Origin of the sequence: Secundilactobacillus paracollinoides DSM 15502 = JCM 11969 (assembly GCF_001311135.1) — a bacterium.
Taxonomy (GTDB): Bacteria; Bacillota; Bacilli; order Lactobacillales; family Lactobacillaceae; genus Secundilactobacillus; species Secundilactobacillus paracollinoides.
In genome coordinates this window covers 1-14,060 of record NZ_BBAG01000064.1, presented here as the reverse complement: position 1 = coordinate 14,060, position 14,060 = coordinate 1, and the positions used below count along the sequence as shown (strand labels likewise).

The following is a 14,060-nucleotide window of genomic DNA, read 5'->3' as shown; positions in this document are numbered from 1 at the left end:
ATCCTAACATTTCAGCCAGAGCTTATTACACGTCCCCCTTGCCCTACGAATGTTTCAGCAATAGAAACGAGACCAACGTCGCAAAAAGCACTCACCACACTATCAAAAATCAACGACCTGCCATCCCCGACAAAAAGCCTCAAAAAATCTCACCGAATTACCGAAATCGCCAACCGATCATCCTTATCAAAAAAGTGCGGTTCCGTCCAAGTCGTCATCATCTCGTCTGTCAACTGCAACTTACGGACGCCTAACCGATTATAAGGTTCATAGTAGTAACTCAAAGTTTCCGGACTGGTTGCCGCCCGGTAAACGGAATAGTTTTGCTGGTAATCAAGCATCTTAGGCACACTCACGCTATTTAAGAGGTGCCAAAGACTCACAATGGCTTCGTTCTCATCAGCTGACCGGTCGATTCTTTCCTTGTAGTACGCAGCACGAATGAACCGTGAGCCGGGGGTGTATGACCCAGACGGTACCTTTTTACCAGAAAAATTACCAGTCGTCACACGCGCGGTGTTTAACGGCACCTTCCGTTCGACAAAGTCATCCGTAAACGTCATGTACTGATCAAGCTGCTTAAGTTGGCGTTCAAAATTATAGGCGTTCGTCAACACACCCAATGGATTTTCAATAATGCGCAACGGCTGGGTCGACGTCTCGATTGCAACAATGCGACCAGTTGTCCATGGCCACAAAGTGCAGTTCAGGATGCCCATACGCGTGCTTAGCGTGTTCACCGCTCATCATCTGAATCTGATGAATGTGTGCTTCAATGTCTGCTACCGAGCTAAAGTGGCCCAGCAAATAAAGAGGTAACTCAAACGGTGCGATCGAGATTTTTCCCGGATCTGGTTCCGCAGCAAACTGGGCACCGTTAGTAAACGTCAATTTTTGAACAGTTAACCCCTTTTCGTTGATGCCATCTGAAATGTCGATTTCATTGTCATGCGCACCACCGCTGCCGAGAATCGCATACTTGTTTTCATAGGTCTGATCATCAAAAATTGACTGCCACTGATACGCGCGCGGCACAAAGACTGGACCCGCACCCAAATTATGCCAATCCATCGTGCGACCCAGGACGTGCGTGCCATCAAGCGCAATCTCATAAATACTCGTACACATATTAAGCGTCCTTTCCCGTTGCTAACTGTTGCAGCGTTTTGGTAAATTGGTCATCGATCTTTCGTTGGATCGCTGGTGGGATCGTACCACCAGGTTGTTGTTTTAAATAAATTTCTGCAACCTTTAAATAGGTAAACATGATTTGGCTGACATCTAAATGATACTGGCTTGCCAGCTTGAGGGCCAACGCAAATCGGTTGGGGGTATTCAGATCAGCGTATGGACTTTGATATGTCATTTAAAGAATCTCCTGTCGTCGCTGTGGGGGACAGAATTGGCTGTTACCCACGCAAAAAAGTTAACCATCTTCCTAATATAGACCTTTAATTATAGGCGAAGACGGCTCATAATAAAACCAATATGACTTTTAACCGCCACCAGGCTCTAAATGGCCCCTGAGGTGGGTCAATAGGGATCATTTGTAAGAATTCAAACAAATTCTTGGGTTCCTCTGCAATCAAATAAAAGTGTATGTTAAAATGAAAAAAGGTTATTTACACAAAACATAATGATGAATGTAACTATCAAGGGAGATACAGTGCAATGAACGAGTGGATACGCAATTTACATAAAAACCGGATTTTCTCACTGTTAGTGTGGTTGATCGCCATCTTCGTGGCCATCGTCATGCTGCCTAACACGAGTAATCTAGTTCAAGAATACGGCCAGCCCCAATTGGCGAACAATAGTCAGCCAATGGTTGCTTCGGCCATTCAATCAAAATGGGGGCGCAACGTTTCCAACACATATAACGTCACTGCAGTCTTCAATAACCCATCGGGCAAATTAACGACGACACAATTAGCCGCCGTTGATAAGACCATGGAACGACTTGCAGGCAAGGAAGCCACTTACGGCATTAAAGACGTCCGCACAATGGAGACTAATCCGACCGCTAAGGACCAGTTCCTGTCAAAGGACGGGTCAACGGAGATCGTTAAGTTAGCTGTTTCTAAGGATCAAGGCAGCATGAATCTGATTGCCAAACAATTGGATGAACAAATCCAAACGACTGGGTTGAACACATACGTCACTAGTCCGGAGATCATCAATAGTGCCGCCAGCGAAAAGATCAGCCAGGCAACCTCTGTGGCAACGGTCATTGTCTTTATCCTGAGTCTGCTCATTATCGGGATCGTATTTAAGTCTCTGATTGCACCGGTGATCTCCACCCTATCAATGTTGATGATGTACGCAGTCTCGCTCAGCATTATCAACAATCTTGCATCACGCACAAGTTTCCCATATTCAGAATATCTGCCACTAATGGTCATGTTGTTGACCGTTATTTACGGGCTGATTGGCCACTTCTATCTCTTCAGAAGTTTTAAAGCGCAACTAGTGGCTGGTGTCGATCGGCAAGCGGCTGTCAAAAACAGTATCCGGTCGATTCGAACCTTTACGCTCGCTACGGGCTTAACCCTTGCTGTGATCTTCGGTGGGTTCTACTTCTTCAAGTTCTCCACGTTGCGTTCAATGAGTGGTCTCGCCATTGTGGCGTTGGTCACCATGATCGGTGTCATCACCATTTCATCGATCTTCTTGTCCCTGTTAGGCGACCGGTTCTTCTGGCCAGCCGTTGACGGACAGCCTAAGGGATACGGCTTCTGGAACAGGTTAGCCAAATTCGGCTTGTGGCAACCCGCAATCGCATCGTAGTCGTGGCTTACCTGGTTGGTGCGTTTGCATACGCTTACCATGACAAACTGAACTTCTCTGCCACGGACACTTTAGCCACAACACAAAATGCGGTGGCAGGCAATAAAGTGGTTTCCGCCCACTTCGGTGCTGGTCAAACAACGCCCGTTACCATTTACGTCCAATCTAAGACGCGCTTAGATAACGAACGTGCCCTGCTGCAACTGGATAATTTGACCACCAAATTACAAACGATGAAGGGTGTTTCAAGTGTCACTTCGCTCACCCAGCCGAATGGCCAACCCATTAGTGAATATTACGTCACGAACCAGTTAAATAATTTAAACCTGCAGCTTAAAGGGGCGACTGATCAGCTGACCACCATCAAGAGTGATCTCAATACTGACCGGTCTGAGTTAAACGCCGTTAAGCTGCAACAGGAAGCCGATAAGATCTCTAAGTTAGCTTCCAAGACGTCGCAACTGTCTTCCGATACTGACACCGTGCATAGCCAAGTGACTCAGATTGCTGGCCGTGCAAGCGTGACCCAACGGAGCAACGCTTCCAAGCTCGTTCGCCGTTATCAACGGTTATTGTCACTGATCAACACGCAGTTACAGACCGTTGCCAGCAACATGGAAGTGCTGAGCAGCGAAGTATCCAGCAGCCGATCAACTGCTGAGAACACGCAATCAACCGTATCCAGCTATGCGTCACAGCTCAAAGTCATTCAAACGAGTTTTAAAAAATCAACGACGAGCTTGAATGGTCTGATTCAGTCGTACACCAACATCTACAATTATCTGTCTGCACTTCAGGCTTCTGATGCCGCCAAGGTGTACTACATTACCCCTGAACAGTTGACCAGCACGACGTTCCAGCATTCACTATTAACAAACAGCAGTGCCAACTACAAGACAACGGCACTGACCGTTTACCTGAAACAGTCGGCCAACAGCACGATACGTCTCAGACAGTTGCTCATCTCCAATCGGAAGTGAACACCCAGCTTCAGGGAACTGCCTTGAAGGATGCCAAGGTTGCCTTTACGGGTCAACCAGTGGTACAGGCAACGATCAAGCATAACTTCCACCACTATATTGGCTGGTTAGCCCTTCTCGTTGCCGGCGTCCTGTTCATCGTTCTGGCAGCCTGAGTCGGTCAGTGTTGCAGCCGCTCTACTGGTTGCTCACGTACGGCCTGTCTGTCATTGCCAGTTTCCAAATCGGCGAATTGATCAACCGCTTCGTATCTGGAACGGCTGACTTCAACTGGCAGGTACCGCTCATTGCGATGGTGCCGATCATCACCTTTGGCGCGACCCAGCTCATTGAATTAGCGCTGGATTACCGTCGTAACGAAGCACCACTGCTCGACTGGCTGTTACCAGGATTAACCGCAACTGGTCAATCATTCAGACACCGTCTATTCGGCATCATTGTCGTTTGCCTTGGCCTGTTAGCAGTCAACTTTGGGCCGTTAACGCAAGCTGGTTTAGTTGTCATTGCAGCCGTCATTGTGTTTAACATTGCATTACCGATCATTGCAGCTGCAGTTGGTAAGCTCACCGTAACGCTTCCTCAACACACACGAAAGCATCGTGAGACGACAAAAGAAAATTAATACCATCTGAAAATAGTGCATCACAAAAGCCCCTGAAACAGATCCTAACCGATCTGTCTCAGGGGCTTTTTGCTGGTTGTTTACTGTTCGCCCATCCGGGGCTGTTTATCTCTGACATCGTAACGAATCTTGCCGTCGTCATTAATGCCGTAGAGGGTTTTCTTGCCGTCTGCGTCAAACGGGCCCATGTTCACTGCGGGTTTACCGTCCACAAGGTCAATGCCGCGAAAGGCTTGCTGAACAAAATCACGGAACACATTCATGTCATTTAAGACGCCTGCCATCTTTTCGGCTGCGCTGGGCAACCGATAGCCCTCGTCCAAGAAAGCCTTCATAATTCTGACACCAACATACGTCCGGAAATCGTACATTCGGGCCTTTTGCGGATCCGTCCTGTCCATGGGGGCAATGCACCCCTTTTGTTCCCAGTAACGTAACTGGCGGGTCGACACACCAGTCATGGTACTTATTTCACTAATTCTGAATCTAAACGACTCTAGATTCAGCACTTCTGGCAGAAGTTTCTCTAATGCGTTATCGATTGGTCGCACCTCCGAGCATCATTTCATTATCTATTATTTCACAGACGTTACGTAAATTACAAATTCATTCTAACCTTTTAATCGCATTGAAACTGGTTTGTTACAGAACTGACACATTCTACCGGTAGTATGGTACTCGTACATAATTAAAGAAAACATAAACTATAGAACCTAATTGAGGAGTTTTAAATCTTATGAAGAAGTCTGTTGTTAAAGGATTCATTACGTTAGCCACTGTTATTGCCTTTGCGATCTTAGGTATTGCAGCTAGTCACACCACCGCTCATGCTGATACTACCGATAACGATCCATCGTTCTCAACTGTATTATCCACCGCTAAGTCAAAGCTTGGCAAGCCATATGTTTGGGGCGCTACTGGTCCTTTATCATTTGACTGCTCAGGGTTTACCAGCTACGTTTACAAAAAGGCAGCTAACATTACAATTCCACGGACTGCCCAAGCACAATACAATGCTTACAAGCACGTTAAGGGTTCCGCTGTTAAGAAAGGCGACTTAGTCTTCTTTGGCGGCAGTACTTCAAGCATCAGCCATGTTGGTCTTTACATTGGTAAGGGGCAAATGATCGATGCTCAAAACCGCGGCGTCATCACTGAAAGCATTTACGCCCCTTGGTGGCACAAAGTTGGTTACGCTCACGTCACTGACATGAACAGCTAATTTAAAATTCACATAGAACTTCTCAACAAAAGGCCTCAGAACATCACGTTCTGAGCCTTTTTAGTGGCTATTCTTTGATCATTTGATAGTGGACGATGCCAACTTCTAAGAAGGCCTCACCGACTTGCTTAAACCCAAGCCGCTTATAAAAATCGACCGCAGTCTCCTGCGCGTTCAGTGCGACAGGCTGATTGCCTAACTGTGCAAGGACTGCCTGCAGAAGCGCAAACGCATACCCTTGGTGCCGGTCTGCCTCTAACGTGGCCACCCGCTGGATATGGGCTGGATGGACCGTCTCGTTTAACCGGGCCGTCACCACTGGCTTTCCTGCGACATAGCCTACAAAGTGCGTCAACTGTGCGTCCTCTCCGTCAAACTCTAATTGTGGATCAATGCCCTGTTCCGTCACAAACACTGCCTGGCGAATGGCTGCCGCATCCTGGTAGACTTGCCCCTGATTACCCCGTTCTTGTTTGATATCCATTTACGCTCACCCTTCTCACTTATAATGTCTCATTTTAATCACAAGTCTGGCTAGTCGTCAACGACCGTAAGCACTTACACCAGCTTTTAACTGCGCCTATGCTATACTTGTGGCAGATAATGCTCAGAAAGTAGGCGACAGCAATGCAAACGCATCACATTTCGTTACTGACAAAGGACGCGGCGCAAAATATTCAGTTTTACACCAAGACCCTGGGTTTACGGCTGGTTAAGAACACCGTTAACCAAGAAAACATTCATATTCGACACCTGTTTTATGGTGACTATCTCGGGACCCCAGGTTCAGTGATCACCTTTTTCGTTTTACCACTCCTGGGACGTCGAACTGATGGCAACCATTACATCAACGGCTTCTCACTAGCAATTCCGACCGGTAGTAAGGCCTTTTGGCTCGACCGCCTGTCAACGGCGGGCTTTGACCCAGAAGCGACTGAGACCGGCTTAAAATTCCTTGACCCGGACCTTATCCCTGTCACCATGATTGAAACGGAAGAAACGTTAACTGAATGGCAGATCAATCCGAGTAACGGCATCTCGGCTGACCATCAGATTACCCACTTTTTGGGCACCGAACTGCACGTACCAGATGTCGCTGCAACCACGGACTTCTTCGCTCAATTAATTGGGGCCGACGTCAGCGATGACGTCGTTCATCTTGACCGTCACGCCAGCATTAAGGTCTTTCCAACGACCAACTTTGAACAAGTCACCCGCTTTGGCCGCGGCAGTATCGACCACGTCGCCCTGAGAGTCGCCGATGAAGCCACCCTACTTGCCCTCTACCAAAAGGCACAAGAGCAAGGCTGGGACATTGAAATGTACCGCGACCGCGGCTGGTTCAAGAGTCTCTACATCCGCGAACCAGGCGACAATCGAATTGAATTTGCAACACCGACCCCTGGCTTCAGTCTGGATGAGCCGATCTTAACTATGGGCAACAACCTTGGTCTGACACCGAAGTTTGAATCCCACCGGCAAGAGATTTTGGACTACTATGCTAAGCAGAGTGTGGATTTTCATGACGGAGACTCGAATTAGAGTGTGGAAAGGGTTAAAGACTTTTCACGTAACGTTCTTTCTAATATTGGGTGACAGTCCGTTGCATTCCGCAATTTGGCACTCCGTGTGGTGGCTCGCGACTGAGCTAACTCGATTTCCACTGCGTGTCTCTCGAGTGGATCTCAGTCGTCTCGCACATCAGTAACCGACCAAAGTACGGTCGCTAACTGATGTCGACACCACAGCTCCGTGCCAAATTGCTCCATTCCACTGACTATGAGCTTACTTTTACTGCTAGTTAAACATTGCAATGGCGTTAACCCTAGTTTGTAAGGAATCCGCCCGCGACTGCTAATAAAGTCATCAACAGCGATGCTTCTCACAATGTGCTAATCGCTGGCAACGATCGATCAACAGCTTTCATGACACCGCTGCCGAAAACTTTACATCCATAATGCCTAATACAAGTACCGTAGCGTAGTGGAGCTGTTCGGCATTGCAGGCTGTGGTGTCGGTATTAGTTAGCGACCGTCTTTTGGTCGGTTACTAATACGGGAGACGTGGGAGATCCTTGAATTTCTAGTTTATATTGCGGAAACGTGTTCCGCAGGCCAACTCCCTACTGTGTAAAGCAACTTTGCCAGCAATTCAAGAACGGAATTTCCGGCAAAGTCGCCTTACACTCCGGAGTTAACCGGCCTGCTCCACACTCTTACCTGCAGCCTGCATGGCCGAACGGCGCAACGAAGCGAACTGATCGCACTATTTGAATCACTCAACATTTGAAAAACTATTCGTTCCATTACGTTAACTAGAAGTGTCCACCCTCGGGCCAACACAATATCACTTAAAATAAAAGGTCTCAGCACCCCCACTAACTCGGGATACTGAGACCTTCTTTTTATCCAAAAACCATTAAGATCTACTGATTATAACTCTCCACAACAATATCGTCATCCGTCAGTGTCAACCGCGTCAGGCTGCCATTTGCTGGCGGGTACTCAGGTCATACTTACCGCCCGCATAGCGTTCCATCAAACTTAAAAGCGTGTTGCCGTGGCTGATAAGCAGCACGTTGTCGTTATCTTTCAAGGTGTTGTTTGACCGGATCAGCTCAAAGCCCTGATCCACACGTTGCCAGTATTCATCATTGTTTTCAGCCTGGTGAAACGGGTCAGCGTCTTTCAAATAGTCCTTTGCTTTACCGATCGAATACTTGGCAACAATGTCCTTAAACGTTGGCAACCCATGTGGGGCACCAGCTAAATACCAAGCTTGCGACATATCATTGCCCTCAAAGTACCCGTAAAACTCTTCCCGGAAAAAGGGTGCCGTTATTGGATCAGTTACTTCTGAGGCCTTATTTGCGGCCAGAATGAGCTTAGCTGTGTCCATGGCCCGCGTCGTATCGCTGCAGTACGCCGCATCAAAATGGACGTCCGCCAACCGCTCGCCAGTTGTTTTTGCCCCATCGATTCCCTTTTGGGTCAATGGAGAATTGCTCCAACCTTGCAGTTTATTATAAATATTAAAATAGGTCTGTCCATGACGCACAACGTAGAGATTCAGTTTAGTCATCAATCGCACCTCCTGCTTATAGTTATCCTTAGTATATCATTTTATTTCAACCGTAAGAAGGCGCTTACTAAATTGTCTGCACAGTTCCAGATTGCGCTTAGCATACAGATTCAAGCTTAACTACGGCTTAATATTTTAATAAATTCACAGGGGCACGCCTGCAAACTACTGTAAAATCTGCTAAACTGGTAGTCATATTTAAATAACGTGCAATGCGTGAAGAAAGGGCTATCATTTTGGAGTTACTTAAACGCACGTGGCGACGAACAAATACGCGAATCGGGTTTACGACCTTACTGGTTATTTTGTTTTGGTTAAAAACCCTGATTGCCTATTTTGCTGATTTCAGGATCACCCTGAACGATCCGCTTCAGGTCTTCTTGTACCTCACCAATCCGATTGCTACGACAGTCATTTTGTTCAGTCTGGCGCTCTATGTCAGACCAACACGACTTTTTTACACCTCAGCACTGGTCCTTGACATTTTAAACACTGTGCTGCTGTACTTAAACGTCATTTATTACCGTGAGTTTACCGACTTTATGACCGTGTCGACCATGCTCGGATATAACAAGGTCAATCAAGGGCTTAGCGGCAGCTCAATGGCCCTCACTTCGATCCATGATATTTTCTTTTGGCTCGACCTCGTTGTGGTGGTGATCCTGCTTTTAACCCGCCGCATCAAGATGGATGCCAATAAATTAAACTGGCGTGCCAGTTTTGCGGTCACCTCAATCGGATTCCTGTTGCTCGGTCTGGATTTTTCAATTTCTGAAATGAACCGGCCCCAACTGCTGACCAAGACGTTTGACCGGTCCTACATCGTCAAATATCTCGGTATCGACACGTTTACCGCCTATGACGGTATCAGTACCCAACACAACAACGATATCCGTAAGAGCGCCAAAAAATCTGAATTAACCAGCATCCTCAAATTCGTTAAGGGCCACTATGCCAAACCGAATAAAAAGATGTATGGCGTCGCAAAAGGGAAAAACATCATCGTGATTCACTTGGAAAGCTTCCAACAATTTCTAATTGGTCAAAAGATCGATGGTAAGGAAGTCACCCCCTTCCTCGACAAACTCTATAAGAGTAAGTCCACAATTTCGTTTAATAATTTCTATAACCAAGTCGGTCAGGGGAAAACCAGTGACGCCGAAAACATGCTGGAGACCAGTAACTATGGGTTACCACAAGGCTCATTGTTTGCCCAACTCGGCAGTGAAAACACCTTCCAGGCCGCACCACAAATTCTTAAACAGCGTGCCGGTTATACCTCCGCTGTCTTCCACGGAAACGTGGCCAGCTTCTGGAACCGAAACAACACCTATAAGAATATGGGCTACCAGTACTTCTTTGATGCCAGTTACTACGATACTTCTGGTGATAAAGCACTCGGTTTTGGATTGAAGGATAAGCTGCTGTTTAACGATTCCATTAAGTATTTGCAGCACCTGCAACAGCCGTTTTACGTGAAGTACCTGACTGTCACAAACCACTTCCCGTTCAGTCTCGACAAGGAAGACGAAGATCCAAACTTCAAGGCACCTGACACTGGGAGCAAGACGGTTGACGACTACTTCTTGACCGCCCACTACCTGGATCAATCCATCAAGGAGTTCTACGGTTACCTTGAAAAGAGCGGCCTGGCAAAGAAGTCGATCATCGTGCTCTACGGTGACCACTACGGGATCTCAGATTCTGAAAACAAGTATCTGGCTAAGGTCTTAGGTAAAAACGCTGACGACTGGACCGACTTTGATAACGCCCAGCTGCAACGGGTGCCATTGATGTTTAACATGCCTGGCACAAAGAACGGCTACATCGATCACACGTACGGCGGTGAAATTGACGTCTTGCCGACCCTCCTGCATTTGATGGGCATCAGCACCAAACGCTACATTCAGTTTGGCACCGACCTGATCTCGAAACAACATGACGATGTCGTGGCTTTCCGAGATCAGGATTGGGTCACCGATAAGTACACCTGCATCGCTGATCAGCTGTATGATAATCGCACGGGTAAGGTCATTCAGCCAGATAAAAAGACCAAGGCTTGGCAGAAGCGGATGCAAGCCAAGGTGCAAAAAGAGCTGACGTTGTCTGACTCTCTAAACCAAAAGAACTTGCTGCGTTTCTACCATCCGAAGGGCTTTAAGGCTGTAAATCCAGAAGACTATAACTACTCTGATGGCTTGCAAAAAGCGGAGAAGATCGAAAAGAAACTGGGAACGAAATCAACAAGCTTGTTTGACGAAAACGGCAAGAAGTCGACCCAGTCAGACTTCTCAACGGATGCCCCAGAATTGAAGCATAAGACCACTGATTCTAACCGGATCAAAATTACGAATCCGGATGATAATAGTGCGTCGGATGGGAAGTAGAGTGTGGAAGGAAGGCGTTTAGGGGGCGGAGCGTAAGTAACTCTGACAGAAATGCCTAGTCTTGGGCATTTGTGTCGGAGTTGCTTACGCAGTAGCCCCCTGCCTTCCTGGAACACGTTTCAGCTATGTGGCTTCGGAGAGCACGTTTCGGCTATGTAAATTCGAAGCGCGTGACTTCTAACGCTCTGTAGCCTTTATCCACTGACAATAAAGCACCAACATGTACCACAAAAAAACGCCTCGTTACTCGGGGTGTTTTTGTTTGCAGTCATTCATGTTTTTTTCAGTGCACCATAAAAAGACAACTGCAAGTTCCCCCTATCCTTAGTCAAAGATAGCAGCTGACTTGCAGTTGTCTTTTTATTTGTAGCTTATTTTTTTAAAAGTTGCTGTCTTTCTAGGCCACCATGCCGAAACGAGTTCCGCGAGGCAAGGGGCGGCCATGTAACGGACTCTGGCAAAAAATCCAGACCCGGGATTTTCTGCCAGAGTCCGTTAAATTCTGCCCCTTAACCGCCTCACTTCACTCTCTATCTCTTTAACGCCGTACTATGCAACGGTCCTCTTCTATCAGGGAATAACGTTTGCATAATCGAATTAATCGCAATTGGTGCTTCGCCATAGCCGCTCGCAATCAGCGCTTGTTTACCGTTATACGTCACGCCGTCACCAATAGCGTAAACGTTTGGCACGCTTGTTTGCATCGTTGAATCCACCTTAAACAAATGCCGGTCTGTGTCCAGATCCAGATGCCAAGCATCCACGACCTTATGATCTGAGGTGAAGCCATAACTCACGACCACATCATCAGCCTTGACCGTTTCCAACTCATCTTCTGAATGCATCTTCTTCAAGGCCACGTTTAACCCATCGTCAGACCTGTCAATGGCCTTGATAAGGTATGGCGTACGTTTCACGATACTAGACGCTTCCATCTGGGCCACACTGTGTTCCAAAGCACGGAACTGGTCACGCCGGTGAATCAAGGTGACTGACTTTGCCACTGGCTCCAGCATTAAGGCTTGGTCAATTGCAGAATCGCCACCACCCGCAATTAACACCCGGTGGTCACGGAAATGTTCCAGATCACTGACTGAGTAAAACAATTGGTGACCCTCAAAATCATCCGCATTATCGATTGCCAATTTTCGTGGTGAGAACGAGCCGTTTCCGACCGCAATGACGACTGCTTTACTATGTGTCGTTTCCTTATCAGTCACAATGTCAAACCCGTCCGCCGTTTGCGTGATGTCAGTCACATCCTGGTTTAACTTCAAATCAACCGGGAAGTTCTTCAACTGTTCGACTTGTTGATTGATTAACTTTTGCGCTTGAATCCCAGGGATGCCGGCAACGTCTAAAATCGTTTTTTCGGGGTACAATGCACTGACCTGCCCGCCAAGAACGGGGAGACTTTCAATCAGTTGCACGGACGCTTCACGAAGCCCGGCGTAAAAGGCAGCAAAAATTCCCGCAGGACCGCCGCCAATAATTGTAATTTCATAGTTGTTTTCCAATTCAAACGCACCTCTCACCTATATATCTCGTTGTTTTATTTCACTCATCATCTATCGTAGCGGAAAATGGGTTCTAATTTCAATAAGTAATTCTCCTAGTTTTCATCATATTCCTCAATTAATGATGCGTTGGCCCTGCAACGTCCTGACTTCTCGTAACCCTGCATTGATCAAAACGAAAATAGCGATCCATCCGACAATGATGATCAACCACTTTTGCAGGTCAAACGCGCTAAGAAACGCAACTGGTGGTTGCCAATCCCAAGCTGCGTGAAGCAAAATGGCCAGAACATAAAACCGTAAAAATTTGGCTCGAACGATTGTGGCGCCCTTAACCGGTTTGCGTCGTTCCTTTGCTAAAATGATGGCTGCCCCGACAATTGCAGACCAGATCGTATGCGTACCAATGGATTGCCAACTCCGGACAAACAGTGTGATCAGTCCAAACTGGCTGGTATACCCAGAGGTTTCAAACACGGCAAAACCGGCGCCCACACAAGCGCCCACTAATAACCCGTTGAAAATATAATTTAACCGAAACGAATTAATAAAGTAACCAATGATCAGCATCTTGGCCGTTTCTTCAATGAAGCCGATTGCCAACGCAGACATAAAGTCTGTCCCATTTCCCGACGGAATGATTTCGTACAAGACCATTGTTGCCACCAGCGAGGCAATTCCTCCAATGAGAAAGACCTCCGTTGCCTGAAACACTGAAATATTTTTATATACGTTAATTTCAAAAAACATAATGGCAAGCGAGAACGGTACCGCAAGTGAGCCGATAAAAATCATCCCGGGAACGGCCTTGTTACTATGAAAGACAAGGAATAATAGCGTTAATAAGCCAAAACTAAAGCCTAACAGGGCCAGTACTCGGGAAAACAACCAGGGTTTAACGGGCGCTGAGGAAACGGCTGCCAAACTTGGCGTTGTCGTTTTGGTGCCGACAATGAACAATGCGTCCCCTTCCTCCTTCTCATGATGCTTAAAGACTTCCGAAAACATGCGGAAAAGATGGATTTCAACCGCTTCGTTTTCACCCGTCCAGTCATTTAATTCCTTGGTGGCATCGTCTAAAATATTTTGCCGATGTTTACGTTGCTTGAGTTGCTCGTCTGTGAATTGTTGTTTCACGAAGGTCACCTCTTTTGGGTTGTTTGATGGAATGGTTATTTTTTCTGTTTGACATATTTTTTTAAATTCGTCTCGTTTTTGGCACGATACTTCTGTCTGGATACCGTTTGTAAAGGGCGGTACTAGACTTTTCTGATATCGATTGCTGCTTGCTGCTGACTTTCTCGCTACATTGCCGAAACGTGTTCAGCAAGGCGGCCATGTAACGGACTCTGGCAAAAATGCCAGGTTCAGGCATTTCTGATATTGATTGCATCTTGCTGCTGGCTTTCTCGGCCACATTGCCGAAACGTGTTCAGCAAGGCACGGGCTAACGTGTAACGGCGC

Annotated in this window: 12 protein-coding genes and 2 pseudogenes; 7 read left to right on the top strand and 7 right to left on the bottom strand. The window is 47.0% G+C overall.

Features of this window, described 5'->3' with window-relative positions; all coding sequences use genetic code 11:
* Positions 1–149: 149 nt before the first annotated feature.
* Positions 150–1,128 (bottom strand): annotated as a pseudogene (locus JCM11969_RS14145) (linear amide C-N hydrolase).
* Between the two features lies 1 nt (position 1,129).
* Positions 1,130–1,366 (bottom strand): hypothetical protein, encoded by a 237-nt coding sequence (locus tag JCM11969_RS14140; RefSeq protein WP_054712156.1) that lies wholly within the window; start codon positions 1,364–1,366, stop codon positions 1,130–1,132.
* 305 nt (positions 1,367–1,671) lie between these two features.
* Between JCM11969_RS14140 and JCM11969_RS14135 the strand changes: the two genes are divergently transcribed.
* From JCM11969_RS14135 to JCM11969_RS14125, 4 genes are read left to right on the top strand one after another with little or no spacing between them, the layout of a single operon-like run.
* Positions 1,672–2,787, top strand: a complete 1,116-nt coding sequence (locus tag JCM11969_RS14135) for an MMPL family transporter (RefSeq protein ID WP_054712154.1) — start codon at positions 1,672–1,674, stop codon at positions 2,785–2,787.
* Complete coding sequence (locus JCM11969_RS14130) at positions 2,763–3,767, top strand: hypothetical protein (RefSeq protein ID WP_054712152.1); 1,005 nt, start codon at positions 2,763–2,765, stop codon at positions 3,765–3,767. The genes JCM11969_RS14135 and JCM11969_RS14130 overlap by 25 nt, the downstream gene beginning before the upstream one ends.
* A 23-nt stretch (positions 3,768–3,790) precedes the next feature.
* On the top strand, positions 3,791–3,922 hold the full coding sequence (locus tag JCM11969_RS20010; protein ID WP_263850080.1) for a hypothetical protein: 132 nt from the start codon (positions 3,791–3,793) through the stop codon (positions 3,920–3,922).
* An 11-nt stretch (positions 3,923–3,933) separates the two neighbouring features.
* Entirely contained in the window at positions 3,934–4,389 is a 456-nt protein-coding gene (locus JCM11969_RS14125; protein WP_156319383.1) for a hypothetical protein, read from the top strand.
* An 80-nt stretch (positions 4,390–4,469) separates the two neighbouring features.
* Here the strand turns inward: JCM11969_RS14125 and JCM11969_RS14120 are convergent, their stop codons facing one another.
* Positions 4,470–4,940: a MerR family transcriptional regulator gene (locus tag JCM11969_RS14120; RefSeq protein ID WP_156319382.1), complete on the bottom strand. Its 471-nt coding sequence runs from the start codon at positions 4,938–4,940 to the stop codon at positions 4,470–4,472.
* A gap of 185 nt (positions 4,941–5,125) precedes the next feature.
* On the opposite strand from JCM11969_RS14120, the gene JCM11969_RS14115 reads away from it, so the two are divergent.
* Entirely contained in the window at positions 5,126–5,611 is a 486-nt protein-coding gene (locus tag JCM11969_RS14115; protein ID WP_054712145.1) for a C40 family peptidase, read from the top strand.
* 67 nt (positions 5,612–5,678) lie between these two features.
* Here JCM11969_RS14115 and JCM11969_RS14110 read toward each other — a convergent pair whose 3' ends face one another.
* Positions 5,679–6,095, bottom strand: coding sequence for a GNAT family N-acetyltransferase (locus tag JCM11969_RS14110; RefSeq protein ID WP_054712143.1), 417 nt, complete (start codon positions 6,093–6,095; stop codon positions 5,679–5,681).
* A 143-nt stretch (positions 6,096–6,238) separates the two neighbouring features.
* Here JCM11969_RS14110 and JCM11969_RS14105 point away from each other — a divergent pair, with 143 nt between their 5' ends.
* Entirely contained in the window at positions 6,239–7,153 is a 915-nt protein-coding gene (locus tag JCM11969_RS14105) for a VOC family protein (protein WP_054712141.1), read from the top strand.
* Positions 7,154–8,036: 883 nt separating this feature from the next.
* On the opposite strand, the pseudogene JCM11969_RS14100 reads toward JCM11969_RS14105, so the two are convergent.
* A pseudogene (locus tag JCM11969_RS14100) lies at positions 8,037–8,692 on the bottom strand (histidine phosphatase family protein).
* Between the two features lie 236 nt (positions 8,693–8,928).
* Between JCM11969_RS14100 and JCM11969_RS14095 the strand changes: the two are divergent.
* Positions 8,929–11,079, top strand: coding sequence for an LTA synthase family protein (locus tag JCM11969_RS14095; protein ID WP_304621844.1), 2,151 nt, complete (start codon positions 8,929–8,931; stop codon positions 11,077–11,079).
* Positions 11,080–11,609: 530 nt separating this feature from the next.
* Here JCM11969_RS14095 and JCM11969_RS14090 read toward each other — a convergent pair.
* Both JCM11969_RS14090 and JCM11969_RS14085 read right to left on the bottom strand, forming a co-directional pair.
* Complete coding sequence (locus JCM11969_RS14090; protein WP_054712137.1) at positions 11,610–12,596, bottom strand: NAD(P)/FAD-dependent oxidoreductase; 987 nt, start codon at positions 12,594–12,596, stop codon at positions 11,610–11,612.
* 114 nt (positions 12,597–12,710) lie between these two features.
* Positions 12,711–13,733 (bottom strand): PrsW family intramembrane metalloprotease, encoded by a 1,023-nt coding sequence (locus tag JCM11969_RS14085; protein WP_054712135.1) that lies wholly within the window; start codon positions 13,731–13,733, stop codon positions 12,711–12,713.
* Between the last annotated feature and the right edge of the window lie 327 nt (positions 13,734–14,060).